Raw genomic sequence first — 15,007 nt, 5'->3', positions numbered from 1 at the left:
GTGAAGGGGAACTTAGCGGCTCCTGACGAGGCAAATCAGCCTTGTTTCTGGCTTGTCAGTCGATTTTGAGGTAAAGACACTCTTTATAACGATGGATCGAGAAAATATGCCTCAATTCGACGAATTCGAGATCAAGATGCTCGACATCCTGCAGCGCGATGGACGCAAGCCCGTGTCCGAATTGGCGCAGGAGATCGGCCTGTCGACCACGCCATGCGCGCGCCGCTTCGACGCGCTCCAGGAAACCGGCATCATCAAGGGCTTTGCCGCAGTGCTCAGCCGTCGCGCCGTCGGCCTCACCGTCGAGGTCTTCATCCAGGTCCGGCTGGTGAGCCACAGCGACGGCTCGCCGGAAAGCTTCATTGCCGCCGTGCAACGCATGGACGAGGTCTCGTCCTGCTGGACGATGACCGGCGACCACGATTTCCTGCTGCATGTCCTGGTGCCGTCGGTGGATGACCTCAACGCCTTCGTCATGCACCGGTTGATGCGGCTACCCGGCGTGCGCGACGTCCACACCCAGCTCGTGCTGCAGAACATCAAGGGGCCCGGTCACGTCCCGCTGGCGCATTTGAAGCGGTAGGGCGATTCCGGCGCTCGGATCGGAAATCTCCGGGAAAGCTGCTTGGAAACTGCGCAATCGCGCCAAGGCGGCTTCACCTCCGGCAAATACCACCGGTGGACCAGTTTGGAGGTCCGCCATGAACATCGTGCTGATCAATCCGCCGCACACCGCCATCGGCAGCCGTGTGCCGGACGACCATCTGCCGCCGCTCGGTTTGCTGGCGATCGGCGGCCCGCTGATCGATTCCGGCCATGGCGTGCGGCTGGTCGATGCCGAGTTCGGGCCGATGCCGCTCACCACACTCGTCGAGGATGCCCTGAGCAGTGATCCGGACTTCGTCCTGATCGGCCATTCCGGCTCGACCTCGGCGCATCCGACCGCGCTCAGCATCGCCCGGATGGTCAAGGCACGTGCGCCAGGCGTCATCGTCATCTATGGCGGCGTCTTCCCGACCTATCATTGGCGCGACATCCTCGCCGAGACGAACGTCTTCGACTTCATCGTGCGCGGCGAGGGCGAGGCGACCGTGACGGCGATGGTCGAGGCCATCGAGATGCGCCAGCCGGTGGCAAGCGTCGCCGGCATCGCTTATCGCGACGACCTCGGCCGTCCCGCCGCGACGCAAGCTGCGATGACAATTGGCGATCTCGACGCTTACCGCGTCGGCTGGGAGCTGATCGACCATCGCCGCTACAGTTATTGGGGCGGCAAGCGGGCGGTCGTCATGCAGTTTTCGCGCGGCTGCCCGCATTTGTGCAACTATTGCGGCCAGCGTGGCTTCTGGACTCGATGGCGCCATCGCGACCCGGTCAAGTTCGCCAGGAGATCGCCTGGCTGCACCGTGAGCACGGCGTCGAGCTGATCAACCTCGCCGACGAGAACCCGACCTCCTCGAAGAAGGCCTGGCGCGCCTTTCTCGACGCATTGATCGCCGAGAATGTGCCGGTGCTGATCGTCGGCTCGACCCGCGCCGACGACATCGTGCGCGATGCCGATATCCTCGATCTCTACCGCAAGGCCGGTGTCATCCGCTGGCTGCTCGGCATGGAGAACACCGACGAGGAAACGCTGTCGCTGATCCGCAAGGGCGGTAGCACGAAATCCGACCGCGAGGCGATCCGGCTGCTCCGGCGGCACGGCATCCTGTCGATGGCGACCTGGGTCGCCGGCTTCGAGGACGAAACCCTGCGCGATCTCTGGCGCGGCTTCCGCCAGCTTATCGCCTATGACCCCGACCAGATCCAGGCGCTCTATGTCACGCCGCATCGCTGGGCGCCGTTCTTCCGCATCGCCCGCGACCGCAAGGTGATCCAGAAGGATGTGCGGCTTTGGGATTACAAGCACCAGGTGATGCACATGACGAGGCTGAAGCCGTGGGTGCTGTTCTTCGCGGTCAAGCTCATCGAAGTCGCTGTGCAATCCAGGCCGAAGGCGCTGGCGCGCGTCCTGTTTCACCCCGATCCCGAGCAGCGCCATTCGATGCGCTGGTACACCAAGATGGGCCGCCGCGTCTGGTTCCGCGAGATCTGGGGTTTTCTGGTCGCCGATCGCCGCGTGACGGACGGACCGACGCTCGCCGAATTCTGGGGCGCGCCGCAGGACGCGGAGGAGGAATCGATGACCGTCAGGCTGCCATCCCGCAGACCGGCTCTGCCGATTGTCGAAGTCCGGGTCGAGCCGGAAGCAAAAAGATTAGCCGGCTAGTAAAGCTCTACGGAACGATCAGCGTGCCGGCGCCGTGCTCGGTGAAAAGCTCGAGCAGCACCGAATGCGGCGTCTTGCCGTTGAGGATGACGACGCCTTCGACGCCGCGCTCGATCGCCTCGATGCAGGTCTCGACCTTGGGGATCATGCCGCCCGACACGGTGCCGTCCTTGATCAGCGCCTTGGCTTCGGCGACCGTCAGCTCGTCGATCAGCTTCTTGTTCTTGTCGAGCACGCCGGGCACGTCGGTGAGGAAGAGCAGGCGCGTCGCCTGGCAGGCGCCGGCAATGGCGCCGGCAAAGGTGTCCGCATTGATGTTGTAGGTGTGGCCGTCGCGGCCGGGCGCCACCGGCGCCAGCACCGGGATCATCTCCGAGCTCGCCAGAAGGTCGAGCAGCGTGCGGTCGACTTCGACCGGCTCGCCGACAAAGCCGAGATCCAGCACCCGCTCGATGTTGGAATCCGGGTCGATCATCGTCTTGCGCGCCTTTTCGGCGAACACCATGTTGCCGTCCTTGCCGCACAGCCCGATCGCCCACTCGCCCTCGGCGTTGATCAGCGCGACGATCTCCTTGTTGATCGAGCCGGCCAGCACCATCTCGACGATCTCGACCGTCTTCTGGTCGGTGACGCGCAGACCACCCTCGAATTTGGACTCGATGCCCATCTTCGCAAGCATCGCGCCGATCTGCGGCCCGCCGCCATGCACGACGATCGGGTTGACGCCGGACTGCTTCAAAAGCGCGATGTCGCGGGCGAAGGCCTTGCCGAGCTCATGGTCGCCCATGGCATGGCCGCCATATTTCACCACCACCGTCTTGTTCTCGTAGCGCTGCATATAGGGCAGCGCCCTGGAAAGCAGCGCGGCCTGCATTTCGGCGGTGGCGGCGATGTCCGTCATCGGTGTCGATCCCAGCTGAAGCATGCTTCCCGAAAGTGGTAGCCGGTTTCGGGATGAGGACATGCTTAAATCGGCGGCTAAAGCGTGAATGGCGGGGTCTTAGCGGGAATTGCCGCAGGCCGCAAACGGCTTTGCGGTCACAATGATGAAATCTGACCGACTGTTCTAGGCCGGCACCTTGAGCGGCGCGCGGCGCCCCAGCCATCCGGAAATCTTCTCCATCTGCGCGGCGAACGACAGCAGCGTCTCCTCGTCGCCGGGTCGGCCTGCGGCCTGGATGCCGAGCGGCAGGCCGGCGGCCGTGACATGCACCGGCAGCGCGATTGAGGGCTGGCCGCTGACATTCTGGATCGCCGGCCACGGCGTGAACCACAGGCTCTTGTCCATCAGCTGGCCGAACAGCGCCTTGATCTTGAGCAGGCCGGTGAGATGCAATTTGTCGAGCAGGCTCTCGATCAGCTCGTCCGCGCCCTTCGGGTCCATCGAGCCGCAGGCCAGCGGCGGATGCGCGATGATCGGCATCAGCACCGCGTCGTAGCGCGCGGTCTCCGCAATCAGTTGGCGTGCCGTGGCATGGAGCCGGTGCAGCCCGTCATAGACCTCGCCGGCCGAGAGCATTTCGCCGAGGCGGCCGAGCACGCGCGTCGCGCGCTCGACCTCGCCGGTGACCGGTCGCCCGAGGCGTTGCGCCTCGCCGCGCATCGTGCCGGCGACGGCCGAGCCGACCGTCTTGCAGAAATCGGCGAAGAAGTCGCGGCCGATAAAGGGCAGGTCGATCTCTTCCACGCTGTGGCCACCCTCGCGCGCCAGCGCCACCGCCGTGTCGAGCGCGGCAATCGTTTCGTCCGAGATCGGCAGGCCGAGCGGCGATTTGCGGTAGACGGCAAGGTTGAGCTTGCCGGGGTCGCGTGCCGCGGCCGCTGCGAACGTGCCCTGCGGCGCGCGTGCCGCATAAGGCGACAGCGGGTCGGCGCCATGGGTAAGGTCGAGCAGCAGCGCCGTGTCGCGCACCGAGCGGCTGACGGCATGGTCGACGACCATGCCGTACCAGCTCTCGCTGATCAGCGGCGTCAGCGGCACGCGGCCGCGCGAGGTCTTCAAACCCACCAGCCCGCTGCAGGCCGAAGGCACGCGGATCGAGCCGCCGCCGTCGGACGCATGCGCGGCCGGCACGACGCCCGCCGCGACAAGGGCAGCCGCGCCGCCGGACGAGCCGCCGGTCGTGTGGCCGGTGTTCCACGGGCTGCGCGTGATGCCGAAGCGGGCGGACTCCGTCATCAGCCGCAACCCGTGCTCGGGCGTCGTGCTGGTAGCAATCGGAATGAGCCCCGCGTCGAGATAGCGCTCGACCATCACCGAGTTGAAATCGGCCGAGAAAGGCGCAATACGGCTGCCGCCATGGATCGGCACGCCCTTGATACCGATGCCGAGATCCTTCAGCGCGAACGGCACGCCGGCCAGCGGCAGCTGGCGGTCCACCGTCCTGGCTCGGGCTCGCGCCGCTTCGTAAAGTGGCGTCGCTATGGCGTTGATGTCGGGCCGTGTCGCCTCGGCGCGCGCAATCGCAGCGTCGACCAGCTCTTCGGGCGAGATTTCGTTTCGATGCACGAGATCGGCAAGACCGGTCGCATCCTGTTCCCAAAGCACGCGCTCGACCGACATCGCCGTTCCCTCTTTTTCAAAGGCTAGAGCAATTCCAGGAAAAGTGTGAGCGGTTTTCTGTCCGGAATTGCGCAAGAAAAAGTTAGAGCGCTTCGCCGTTTTCGGCGAAACGCTCCAACGGCGGCCGGTTTGCTTTGGCAACGCCAATAAAGGCCGCCCAAACCGCTTCGCATCTCGGTGATGACCTTTCGTGGACAACGTCCGCAGGTCGGTTGCAAATGGATCACAATCTTCTAATTTGCCTCCATGGCGCCGCAGGACATCAGCAAGCTGATCGTCCGGACTTCGATGAAGGACCGGGCCGCGTTCGATCTGCTCTATAGGCAGACCAGCTCGAAACTTTTTGGCGTCTGCCTTCGTGTATTGAAGGACCGAGGAGATGCGGAAGAAGCGCTGCAGGAGGTCTTCGTCAAAGTCTGGACGAAGGCGGATCGTTTCGCGGTTTCCGATCTGAGCCCGATTTCCTGGCTGGTGGCCATTGCACGCAACCATGCGATTGATCGCATTCGGGTGCGGCGCAATCCTTCTGCCAACATCGATGCAGCCCTCGACGTCGCCGATCCGGCGCCGGGACCCGAGGCCATGGCTGTGGCGGGCGGCGAGACCGAACGCATCTACCACTGCCTCGACGAACTGGAGAAAGACCGGGCGGCGGCCGTCCGGGGCGCCTATCTGAACGGCGAAAGCTATGCCGAGCTGGCGGAACGTCACAACGTGCCGCTGAACACGATGCGGACTTGGCTGCGGCGAAGCCTGCTGAAACTTAGAGAATGTCTGGAAAGATGACGCTGGCAGAGGACAACGGACCGGAACGTGGAGGCGACGACCTGCTCGCCGCCGAATACGTTCTCGGCGTTCTGGCAGCCGACGAGCGCCAGATCGCTTCCCGCCGCATCGCCACCGAAACGGCCTTTGCCGGTCTGGTCGATGGCTGGGAGGTCCACTTCGCACCGATGGCGTCCGCTTATGCCGCCGTCGAGCCGCCGGCGTCCGTGAAGGTGGCGATCGACCGCCGGCTGTTTGCATCCTCTGCCGCCACATCCGCCGCGCCGCGCGCCGGCATGTGGTCGAGCCTGGCCTTCTGGCGCGGCCTTGCCGCCGCCGCGATTGCCGCTTTGGCCGTCTATGTCGCTTTGCCTTATCTCAACCCGCCGGCGCCGCAGGCCGAGACCAGGCTGGTCGCCTCGCTCGCCGCCGACAACAGCAATGTCAAATACCTCGCCGTCTATGACGCGGCCCGTCACGAGGTCGGCCTGTCGCTGGTCTCCGGCGATCGTGGCGCCGGCAAGGATTTCGAACTCTGGATGATCGAAGGCAAGAATGCGCCTGTATCGATGGGCGTCATCCCGGCCGGCCAGACCGCGCGCATCGCCGTCACACCCGCTGTCCAGCAGAAGCTCGCGCAAGGCGCCGTGCTTGCCGTCAGCCTCGAGCCGACCGGCGGTTCGCCGACCGGCCAGCCGACCGGCCCAGTCGTTGCCGCGGGCGACCTGAAGGGCATCTGATCCTTCATCAGGAAGTATACTGAAAGTCTAATATAGTTCCATCCTCCGATAGGCGTCGGAGGATGGAATTTTGCCGTCTTAGAAAACGGCGATATGAAATTGATCCGAGAATAAAAAAACTTAGCAAGTTTGCGAAACTAAGTTTTGTCAGAGCCGTATCTACTCGCATTCCCAAGCACGGGAAAATTCACCGAAGGAGACTGACTTTATGCGTAAACTCGCTACCCTTTTGCTCGCCACCACGATCAGTTTTTCCGCGCTGGGCGCCGTTGCCTATGCCGATAACCCGATGGTCGGCGGCGCCGCCATGTATGCCAACAAGAACATCGTCGAAAACGCCGTCAATTCGAAGGATCACACGACGCTGGTCGCCGCCGTCAAGGCTGCCGGCCTCGTCGACACGCTGCAGGACCCGGCCCTTTCACGGTCTTCGCGCCGACCAACGAGGCCTTTGCGGCACTTCCAGCCGGCACCGTCGACACGCTGCTCAAGCCCGAAAACAAGGACAAGCTGGTCAAGATCCTGACCTGCCATGTCATCGCCGCCAAGGCGATGGCTGCCGATGTCATGGCAATGGCCAAGGCCGATGGCGGCACCCACAAGGTGAAGACCGCCGGCGGCTGCGAGCTGTCGCTCAAGGCTGACGGCGGCAAGGTCACCGTGACCGACGAAAACGGCAATGTCGCCAACGTGCCCATCGCCGATGTCGAGCAGTCGAACGGCGTGATCCATGTCATCGACAAGGTTCTGCTGCCGAAGATGTAACCAACGCGACGGGCCGGCCCGAACCGACCGACCGAAAATTCAAATATCTCGCATCCAACACACCAAGGAGACTGACACCATGCGTAAATTCGCCACCCTTCTGCTCGCCTCCGCGATCGGCCTTTCCGCGCTTGGCGCTACTGCCTACGCCAATCCAAGAGTCGGCGGCGCACCGATGTATGCCAAGAAGAACATCATCGAGAACGCCGTCAATTCGAAGGACCACACCACGCTGGTCGCCGCCGTCAAGGCCGCCGGCCTGGTCGACACGCTGCAGGGCGCGGGCCCCTTCACGGTCTTTGCGCCGACCAATGAAGCCTTTGCCGCGCTGCCGCCGGGTACCGTCGACACGCTGCTCAAGCCCGAGAACAAGGACAAGCTGGTCAAGATCCTGACCTGTCATGTCGTCGCCGCCCAGGCGATGGCCGCCGACGTCGCCAAGATGGCCAAGGCCGATGGCGGTGCGCATACCGTCAAGACGGTCGGCGGCTGCGAGCTGACGCTGAAGTCCAAGGGCGGCAAGGTCACCGTGACCGACGAGAACGGCAATGTCGCGCATGTCACCATCCCCGACGTTCGCCAGTCGAACGGCGTCATCCACGTCATCGACAAGGTTCTCTTGCCGAAGATGTAACAAAGCGGGCCCGGCCGGCGAAGAATAGGTCGAACCGCGCCGGCCGCAAAGATCCGCGTGATCCGGCAAGAGTGTGCTCCGCGTTGTCCTGGAAAGGCGATGCGGAGCATCATTGTGAGCAGTTCCAGGAGAAGTGTGCAGCGGTTCTCCGTATGGAATTGCGTCAGGATAACAGGCAGCGTCACCGGCTTTTGATTTTCAGGTGGCGCCGCGATCTGGCACAAATGTGCAGGAGGAAAAGGCCATGAACCGTCGTGATATTCTCTGGAGCGGGGCCGCCGCCGCCGCTCTGATTGTCGGATCCGGGGCGCTTCTGCGCACGGGTGGGCCGAATCCGGCTTCGGCCGCCGAGACCTTTGAGGTCACCAAGACCGACGCCGAGTGGCACGCCATCCTTTCCGACGCCGCCTTCGACGTGTTGCGCAAGGAAGGCACCGAATATCCGGGCACCAGCCCGCTGCTCAACGAGCACCGCAAGGGTGTGTTCGCCTGCGCCGGCTGCGACCTGCCGGTCTACGCGTCCGAGACCAAGTTCGATTCCGGCACCGGCTGGCCAAGCTTCTACCAGGAGATTGCCAATTCCATCGGCAAGACCGTGGACCGCTCGCTCGGCATGACGCGCACAGAAGTGCATTGCCGCCGCTGCGGTGGCCATCTCGGTCATGTCTTCGACGATGGTCCGCCGCCGACCGGCCTGCGCCACTGCATCAATGGCGTGGCGCTGAGCTTCAAGCCGGCCTCCGCCTGAGATAGCACTTCGGCTGACGGCAAAATCTGTTCGATCTTTAAAAGAATGACCCCGGAAATCGTGATGATTTCCGGGGTCACGCGTGAGGATGCCAGGCGGGGGTTCCGGCTCCTCAATGGCCTCCGCCGCCGCCCTGCTGGGCCGGCTTGTTGATGAACAGCACGAAGAAACCGAGCGAGGCGAACAGCACCGTCAGCAGCATGAACACGTCCATGAAGGACAGCAGCGCCGCCTGTTGCTGGACGATGCCCGACAGTTTCGAGATCGCGGCGCTCGTGGCATCGAGCCCGGCGGTCTGCTCGAAATCGAGCGTCATGTTCTGCAGCTTGGTCTGCGCGGCGGCACTGCCCCACTGCACATGCTCGGCCAGTCGAGCGTAGTGGAAGGCGTTGCGGTTGATCAGCACCGTGTTGATCAGCGCAAGGCCGACGGCGCCGCCGAGGTTGCGGGTCAGGTTGAACAGGCCCGACGCATTCTTCAGCCGGTCCGGCGGCAAAGTGCCGAGCGCGATGTTGTTGATCGGCACCATGCACAGCATCATCGAACAGCCGCGCAGGATCTGCGGGATCAGCAGCTCATAGAAATCCCAGTCGGCGGTCAGATGCGTCATCCACCAGGTACCGGTGGCAAAGCCGAAGAAGCCGATCATCATCATCAGCCGCAAATCCATCTTGCTGGACAGGAAGCCGGAGATTGGCGCGGTGACGAACATCGCCAGGCCGCTGACGAACAGCGCTTCGCCGATCATCATCGAATCGTAGCCGCGGATGCGTCCCAGGAACACCGGATAAAGATAGGTGAGGCCGTACAGGCCGATGCCGATGACGAAAGAGAACAGCGAGCCGAAGGCGAAATTGACGTTGGTGAAGGCCTTGAGATCGACGATCGGTTCCTCTGCGGTGAACACGCGCCAGAAGAATATGACCGCGCCGATGGTCATGATGACGGCGCAGGCGAACACCGCCGGCTCCTGCAGCCAGTCGTGGTTCGGGCCTTCCTCCAGCACATATTCCATGCAGCCGAGGAAGGCGGCCATGCCGATCAGGCCCCACCAGTCGAATTTGCTGAACAGCTTGAGGTTCGGCTTGTCGAAATCGATCAGCGACCAGGCCGCGGTCGCCACCAATATGCCCGGCACGACATTGATCAGGAACAGCCAATGCCATGAGAAAGCGTGGCTGATATAGCCGCCGACCGTCGGGCCGATGGTCGGCGCCAGCGTCGCCACCAGACCGATCATCGGCGAGACGACGGCGCGGCGCGACGGCGGGAAGATGGTGAAGGCTGCCGCGAAGACACTGGGGATCATGCCGCCGCCGATGAAACCCTGGATGGCGCGGTAGACGATCATCTGGTCGATGTTGGTGGCGGTCGCGGCAAGCGCGCTGGCCGCGGTGAAGCCGGCGGCGGCGATGGTGAACAGCACCCGCGTCGACAGCATCCGGCTGAGGAAACCCGACAGCGGGATCATCACAACTTCGGCGATCAGATAGGCGGTCTGCACCCACGGAATTTCATCCGAGCTGGCGCTGAGACCCGCCTGGATCTCGGCCAGCGAGGCCGAGACGATCTGGATGTCGAGGATCGCCATGAACATGCCGAACACCATCGCCAGGAACGCGATGACGCGCCGCGTCGAGATGGTGTCAGGGACTGCCGGCCTTGCCGGCGGCGCTCCTGCTGTCAGGGTTGCGGTTGCCATATCATGGCCTCCCTAGAGCAATTCCAGGAACACGGGTTTCCGTTCGGAATTGCATCGAAACAAAGACTGGCGGGCTGGACGGTTCGGTGCTCGACAGGCCCCCGAACCGTCCCCCCAAAAGTGCTTAGTTGGTCGTGCTGGCGGGCGCGGTGCGGCTGTCGACGGCGACGACGACGCTGAGGCCGGCGCGCAGCTTGCCGGTCTTCAGGACATCGGCCGGCACGTCGATGCGCACGGGCACCCGCTGCACCACCTTGGTGAAGTTGCCGGTGGCGTTTTCCGGCGGCAGCAGCGAGAACACCGCACCTGACGCCGGCGCCAGCGACGAGACGGTGCCTTCGAAGGTCTGGCCATTGATGGCATCGACCGTGATGCGCACCTTCTCGCCAGGCACCATCCGGCCAAGCTGCGTCTCCTTGAAGTTGCCGACGATGTAGAGCTTGTCCATCGGCACGACGACGGCGAGCTTCTGGCCGGGGCTGACGAGGTCGCCCTGCTCGACCGAGCGGTTGCCGACGACGCCGTCATAAGGCGCCTTGAGCACGGTGAAGGCGAGGTCGCGCGCTGCCTTGTCGCGGGTCAGCTGCAATGAAGCGAGCGTCGAGGCCGATTCCACGCGCTGGGCTTCCAGCACGCCGATATTGGCCTGCGCCGCGGCGATCTGCGCATCGGCGCCGACCAGCGCCGCGTTGGCCTGGTCGAGCGCGGTCTGAGCGTCGTCGAGCTGCGCCTGCGTGCCGACATGGGTCTTGACCAGCTGTGCCGCGCGCACCTGGGCACGCCCCGCGTTGGCGGCGGCTGCCTGGTCGGCAACCTTCGAGGCCTGGGCCTGTTGCAGCGAAGCCTGGGCTGCCTTGGTCTGCGCGTCGATGCGGTCGAGCGTCTTGGCCAGCGTGGCGATCTGTGCCTCGGCCTGGGCAACGGCGATCTTGTAGTCGCCGTTGTCGATGACGAACAGCGGATCGCCGGCCTTTACCTGCTGGTTCTCGCTCACCAGGACCTTGTCGATGTAGCCCGAGATCTTGGGCGACACGAACGACGTGTCGGCCTGGACATAAGCGTCGTCGGTGGAGATCATGAAGCGGCCGTCGGTCCAATAGTCATAGCCATACCAGGCACCGGCGCCGAGCAGCGCGACGCCGATGATCGGCAACAGGAATGAGCGCACCGAGCGCTTCTTCTTGGCCGGCGCTTCGGCGGCAGGCGCCTGGACCGGAGTGACGGGCTGCGTGGGGGCTTCCGGAGCTTCGGTCGACGGTTGGACCTTGGCGTTGGGAAACGTGCGGACTTCAGCGGTGGCGGGCGCGTTCGAGGACATGATGATCTCTCTGGATTGTCAGTCAGACTGAACCGTTCGGTTCGAATTGGACGTTGACATAGCGTAGGAAGAGGCCCATATCAAGAGGAAATCGAACCGAGCGGTTCGAAATATTTTGCGAGGTGTGACTTTAATGGTCGAAACGACAGCGGAAAGCGATCTGCTCGACCTGCGCAAGGGCCGACCGGCGGCCGGGCAGGATCCTGTAAAGCGGGCCCAGATCATCGAGGGCGCGCGCCGCGTCTTCATAGACAAGGGCTTCGAAGCCGCGTCGATGAACGACATAACGCGCGAGGCCGGCGTCTCCAAGGGCACCATCTACGTCTATTTCGAGAACAAGGAAGAACTCTTCGAGGCGCTCATCGAGGAAGAGCGCGGCAGCATCTTCAAGAACATGTATGAGGTACTCGATCACTTCGAGGACCTGCGCAAGACACTGGTGAAATTCGGCACCGTGCTTTCGGTCAAGATCACCTCGGCCAGGGTCATCCAGGCGCAGCGCACGGTCGTTGGCGCCTCCGACAGAATCCCCGAGCTTGGCGCGCGCTTCTACGAACGCGGTCCCAAGCGCGGCCACGACAATGTCATGGTCTTCCTCAATGGAGCCGTTGAACGCGGTCTCCTGAAGATCGACGACGTCGATCTCGCCGCCTATCAGTTCACCGAGCTTTGTCTCGCCGGCCTTTTCCGGCAGTGCATCTTCTCCTATCGCACCAAGGCCCCAGGCCAGGCTGAGATCGAGCATATCGTGCGGTCGGGTGTCGATGTGTTCCTCAAGGCCTACGGCACCGAGAAGCTTTTCGCCGAGGAACGGGCGTCGGAATCGGCCTGACCATCCCAAGCGGGTGCCCCTTTGGCGGGCGGAGCTCGCGACAGCAGACATGGATGCACCCGCGCGGACCGGAAGGTTCGTGATGCGTATCGGCAGCTCGAACGGAGCTGTGGGTTGCTTCGACACCAGGTAAATCTTTTCCGATCAAATCTGACCGTGGACGACCTCCTCACGGGCTTTCGGAAGGACCTGTTAACCATCGCTTTCTATGTCTCGGGACACGTGCAATCGGCGAGTCTCGAGTATGACATCCATGCGTTTCCCCCGTGCCAATCTTCCCGGTGCCTCGGCCTACGATAGCGACGACAATCATCATCCGCAGGACGTTGGGCGCCACGACACGGGCGCGCAGCCGCAAGCGGCGCAAATTGTCCCGTTGCGCGCCGTGCCCGTCGCCGGATCGAACGCCGTCCGCGATGAATCGTCCGATTCGACCGACGGCGGATTCAACCGTCCGACTTTCCAGAACTATTTCTTTCTCGCGCCGAACGTGCGTTTCACGCGCACGCCCGATTCCGACGCCGTAAAGCGCCCTGCGCCGCAGACGGAGGCCGCTCTACCGCCGAAACCAAATTCCGCGGCGACGCCTGTCAGATCCGCGCCGCCGGCTCCTGTGAAGACTAACCCAACTCGGCCAGTTACCCCCTCTGTCGCCACTGTTCACACGACGACCGCCGCGCCGCCGCCTGCTGTTGCCGCTCCGGCGCCGAAGCCGCGCCCGACCGGACTGCGCTGGTCCTATCTTTCCGATCACGCGTTCTTCGAATTCGGCATGCCTTTCCTGGCCGAACGTCTGGCACGGGCGCGCCAGAACGAAGCCGCACAGCTGTCTGGCGGTTCAGCGCCGCCGCGCGTCATGTCCGCGCCGGCGCATCCAACGCCGCAGCCAAGCCAACCCCGCCCCGCTCTGATGAGCGACGCGACATCGTTTTACCGCGTCATCGAATGGCGCTCGAACGCGACGCTCGCCAGCGCGGCCGCGATTCCGGCTCCCGTTGCCGCCCCGGCCGTCGCGCCCGCTTCGGCAGCGCTGGCGCCGGGTTCCGAGGCGAGGAGCCTCCGGACCGCCAAACCCTCGCTGCCCGTTGCCGGCAAGATCGTGCCCGCGGCCGTTGCGGCCGGTTACGAGCTTCCGTCCGAGGACCTTTTGCAGGTGCCGCCGGAAGGCCAGGGCTTCTACATGTCGCAGGAGCGGATGGAGCAGAACGCCGACCTGCTCGAAAGCGTGCTGGAGGATTTCGGCGTCAAGGGCGAAATCATCCACGTCCGTCCGGGCCCGGTCGTCACGCTCTATGAGTTCGAGCCGGCGCCGGGCGTGAAGTCCAGCCGCGTCATCGGATTGGCCGACGACATCGCCCGCTCGATGTCGGCCGTCTCGGCGCGCGTCGCCGTGGTGCCGGGCCGCAACGTCATCGGCATCGAGCTGCCCAACGAAACGCGCGAGACCGTCTATTTCCGCGAGCTGATCGGCTCGGCCGGCTTCCGCAACACGTCCTGCAAGCTCGCGCTCGGCCTTGGCAAGACCATCGGCGGCGAACCGGTCATCGCCGAACTCGCCAAGATGCCGCATCTTCTGGTCGCGGGCACCACCGGCTCGGGCAAGTCGGTCGCCATCAACACCATGATCCTGTCGCTGCTCTACCGGATGAAGCCGGAGGAGTGCCGCCTCATCATGGTCGATCCCAAGATGTTGGAACTGTCAGTCTATGACGGCATCCCGCATCTGCTCACCCCGGTCGTCACTGATTCCAAGAAGGCGGTGACGGCGCTGAAATGGGCGGTGCGCGAGATGGAGGAGCGCTACCGCAAGATGGCGCGGCTGGGCGTGCGCAACATCGACGGCTACAACCAGCGCGCCGCAAGCGCCCGCGACAAGGGCGAAACCGTGGCCATGCAGGTGCAGGTCGGCTTCGAGAAGGGCACCGGCGAGCCGCTGTTCGAGGAGCGCGAAATCGATCTGACGCCGATGCCGTACATCGTCATCATCGTCGACGAGATGGCCGACCTGATGATGGTGGCCGGCAAGGAGATCGAAGGCGCCATCCAGCGCCTCGCCCAAATGGCGCGCGCCGCCGGCATCCACCTGATCATGGCAACGCAGCGCCCCTCGGTCGATGTCATCACCGGCACCATCAAAGCCAATTTCCCGACACGCATTTCTTTCCAGGTCACCTCCAAGATCGACAGCCGCACCATCCTCGGCGAACAGGGCGCCGAGCAGCTGCTCGGCCAGGGCGATATGCTGCATATGGTCGGCGGCGGGCGTATCGCGCGCGTGCATGGCCCCTTCGTGTCCGACCTCGAGGTCGAGCAGGTCGTGGCGCATCTCAAGGCGCAAGGCCGTCCCGAATATCTCGACACCGTCACCGCCGATGAGGATGAGGGCGAGGAAGCCGACGACACCGGCCCGGTCTTCGACAAGACCGCGATCGCCGAGGACGATGGCGATGCCCTCTACGAGGAAGCTATCAAGGTCGTCAAACGCGACAAGAAATGCTCGACCTCCTACATCCAGCGCCGGCTTGGCGTCGGCTACAACCGTGCCGCCTCGCTGGTCGAGCGCATGGAGAAGGAAGGGCTGGTCGGCACGCCCAACCATGTCGGCAAGCGCGAGATACTCACTGGACGTCGCGATCGCGAGCCGGAACGCGAGGAGATAGACTGAGAGGCG

General features: G+C 63.9%; 11 protein-coding genes and 2 pseudogenes. 9 read left to right on the top strand and 4 right to left on the bottom strand.

Annotated features, from left to right (window positions below):
- Positions 1-106: 106 nt before the first annotated feature.
- Positions 107-583: an Lrp/AsnC family transcriptional regulator gene (locus tag ACVDG8_RS19090; protein ID WP_447256069.1), complete on the top strand. Its 477-nt coding sequence runs from the start codon at positions 107-109 to the stop codon at positions 581-583.
- A gap of 118 nt (positions 584-701) precedes the next feature.
- Positions 702-2,269, top strand: a pseudogene (bchE, locus tag ACVDG8_RS19085) (magnesium-protoporphyrin IX monomethyl ester anaerobic oxidative cyclase).
- A gap of 7 nt (positions 2,270-2,276) precedes the next feature.
- Here the strand turns inward: bchE and argB are convergent.
- Complete coding sequence (argB, locus tag ACVDG8_RS19080; RefSeq protein WP_447256067.1) at positions 2,277-3,170, bottom strand: acetylglutamate kinase; 894 nt, start codon at positions 3,168-3,170, stop codon at positions 2,277-2,279.
- 165 nt (positions 3,171-3,335) lie between these two features.
- The gene (locus ACVDG8_RS19075) at positions 3,336-4,832 is read right to left on the bottom strand and encodes an amidase (protein WP_447256066.1); all 1,497 of its coding nucleotides are present in this window, start codon (positions 4,830-4,832) and stop codon (positions 3,336-3,338) included.
- Positions 4,833-5,078: 246 nt separating this feature from the next.
- Between ACVDG8_RS19075 and ACVDG8_RS19070 the strand changes: the two genes are divergently transcribed.
- The 5 genes and pseudogenes from ACVDG8_RS19070 to msrB all read left to right on the top strand — a co-directional run bounded on the left by ACVDG8_RS19070 (position 5,079) and on the right by msrB (position 8,484).
- Complete coding sequence (locus ACVDG8_RS19070; RefSeq protein WP_447256065.1) at positions 5,079-5,618, top strand: sigma-70 family RNA polymerase sigma factor; 540 nt, start codon at positions 5,079-5,081, stop codon at positions 5,616-5,618.
- The gene (locus ACVDG8_RS19065; protein ID WP_447257385.1) at positions 5,615-6,337 is read left to right on the top strand and encodes an anti-sigma factor; all 723 of its coding nucleotides are present in this window, start codon (positions 5,615-5,617) and stop codon (positions 6,335-6,337) included. Before ACVDG8_RS19070 ends, ACVDG8_RS19065 begins: the two co-directional genes overlap by 4 nt.
- Positions 6,338-6,545: 208 nt before the next feature.
- Positions 6,546-7,102: pseudogene (locus ACVDG8_RS19060) on the top strand (fasciclin domain-containing protein).
- Between the two features lie 79 nt (positions 7,103-7,181).
- Positions 7,182-7,736, top strand: coding sequence for a fasciclin domain-containing protein (locus tag ACVDG8_RS19055; RefSeq protein WP_447256063.1), 555 nt, complete (start codon positions 7,182-7,184; stop codon positions 7,734-7,736).
- Between the two features lie 244 nt (positions 7,737-7,980).
- Complete coding sequence (msrB, locus tag ACVDG8_RS19050) at positions 7,981-8,484, top strand: peptide-methionine (R)-S-oxide reductase MsrB (protein ID WP_447256062.1); 504 nt, start codon at positions 7,981-7,983, stop codon at positions 8,482-8,484.
- A gap of 112 nt (positions 8,485-8,596) precedes the next feature.
- Here msrB and ACVDG8_RS19045 read toward each other — a convergent pair whose 3' ends face one another.
- Entirely contained in the window at positions 8,597-10,186 is a 1,590-nt protein-coding gene (locus ACVDG8_RS19045) for a DHA2 family efflux MFS transporter permease subunit (protein WP_455707169.1), read from the bottom strand.
- A gap of 124 nt (positions 10,187-10,310) precedes the next feature.
- Complete coding sequence (locus tag ACVDG8_RS19040) at positions 10,311-11,504, bottom strand: HlyD family secretion protein (protein ID WP_447256060.1); 1,194 nt, start codon at positions 11,502-11,504, stop codon at positions 10,311-10,313.
- Between the two features lie 133 nt (positions 11,505-11,637).
- Between ACVDG8_RS19040 and ACVDG8_RS19035 the strand changes: the two genes are divergently transcribed.
- Together ACVDG8_RS19035 and ACVDG8_RS19030 are read left to right on the top strand one after the other, a co-directional pair.
- Positions 11,638-12,336 (top strand): TetR/AcrR family transcriptional regulator, encoded by a 699-nt coding sequence (locus ACVDG8_RS19035; RefSeq protein ID WP_447256059.1) that lies wholly within the window; start codon positions 11,638-11,640, stop codon positions 12,334-12,336.
- Positions 12,337-12,589: 253 nt separating this feature from the next.
- The gene (locus tag ACVDG8_RS19030; RefSeq protein ID WP_447256058.1) at positions 12,590-15,001 is read left to right on the top strand and encodes a DNA translocase FtsK; all 2,412 of its coding nucleotides are present in this window, start codon (positions 12,590-12,592) and stop codon (positions 14,999-15,001) included.
- The last annotated feature ends 6 nt before the right edge of the window (positions 15,002-15,007 follow it).

Source organism: Mesorhizobium sp. ORM8.1, assembly GCF_053005525.2.
The sequence above is the reverse complement of the archived record's forward strand: the minus strand, read 5'-3'. Positions and strand labels throughout refer to the sequence as shown.

What these genes read in the sequence shown, in the direction of transcription:
- ACVDG8_RS19030 (WP_447256058.1), top strand. Translation starts at nt 12,590, where the DNA reads ATGCGTTTCCCCCGTGCCAATCTTCCCGGTGCCTCGGCCTACGATAGC.
- ACVDG8_RS19090 (WP_447256069.1), top strand. Translation starts at nt 107, where the DNA reads ATGCCTCAATTCGACGAATTCGAGATCAAGATGCTCGACATCCTGCAG.
- ACVDG8_RS19070 (WP_447256065.1), top strand. Translation starts at nt 5,079, where the DNA reads ATGGCGCCGCAGGACATCAGCAAGCTGATCGTCCGGACTTCGATGAAG.
- ACVDG8_RS19045 (WP_455707169.1), bottom strand. Translation starts at nt 10,186, where the DNA reads ATGGCAACCGCAACCCTGACAGCAGGAGCGCCGCCGGCAAGGCCGGCA.
- argB (WP_447256067.1), bottom strand. Translation starts at nt 3,170, where the DNA reads ATGACGGACATCGCCGCCACCGCCGAAATGCAGGCCGCGCTGCTTTCC.
- ACVDG8_RS19040 (WP_447256060.1), bottom strand. Translation starts at nt 11,504, where the DNA reads ATGTCCTCGAACGCGCCCGCCACCGCTGAAGTCCGCACGTTTCCCAAC.
- msrB (WP_447256062.1), top strand. Translation starts at nt 7,981, where the DNA reads ATGAACCGTCGTGATATTCTCTGGAGCGGGGCCGCCGCCGCCGCTCTG.
- ACVDG8_RS19065 (WP_447257385.1), top strand. Translation starts at nt 5,615, where the DNA reads ATGACGCTGGCAGAGGACAACGGACCGGAACGTGGAGGCGACGACCTG.
- ACVDG8_RS19075 (WP_447256066.1), bottom strand. Translation starts at nt 4,832, where the DNA reads ATGTCGGTCGAGCGCGTGCTTTGGGAACAGGATGCGACCGGTCTTGCC.
- ACVDG8_RS19055 (WP_447256063.1), top strand. Translation starts at nt 7,182, where the DNA reads ATGCGTAAATTCGCCACCCTTCTGCTCGCCTCCGCGATCGGCCTTTCC.
- ACVDG8_RS19035 (WP_447256059.1), top strand. Translation starts at nt 11,638, where the DNA reads ATGGTCGAAACGACAGCGGAAAGCGATCTGCTCGACCTGCGCAAGGGC.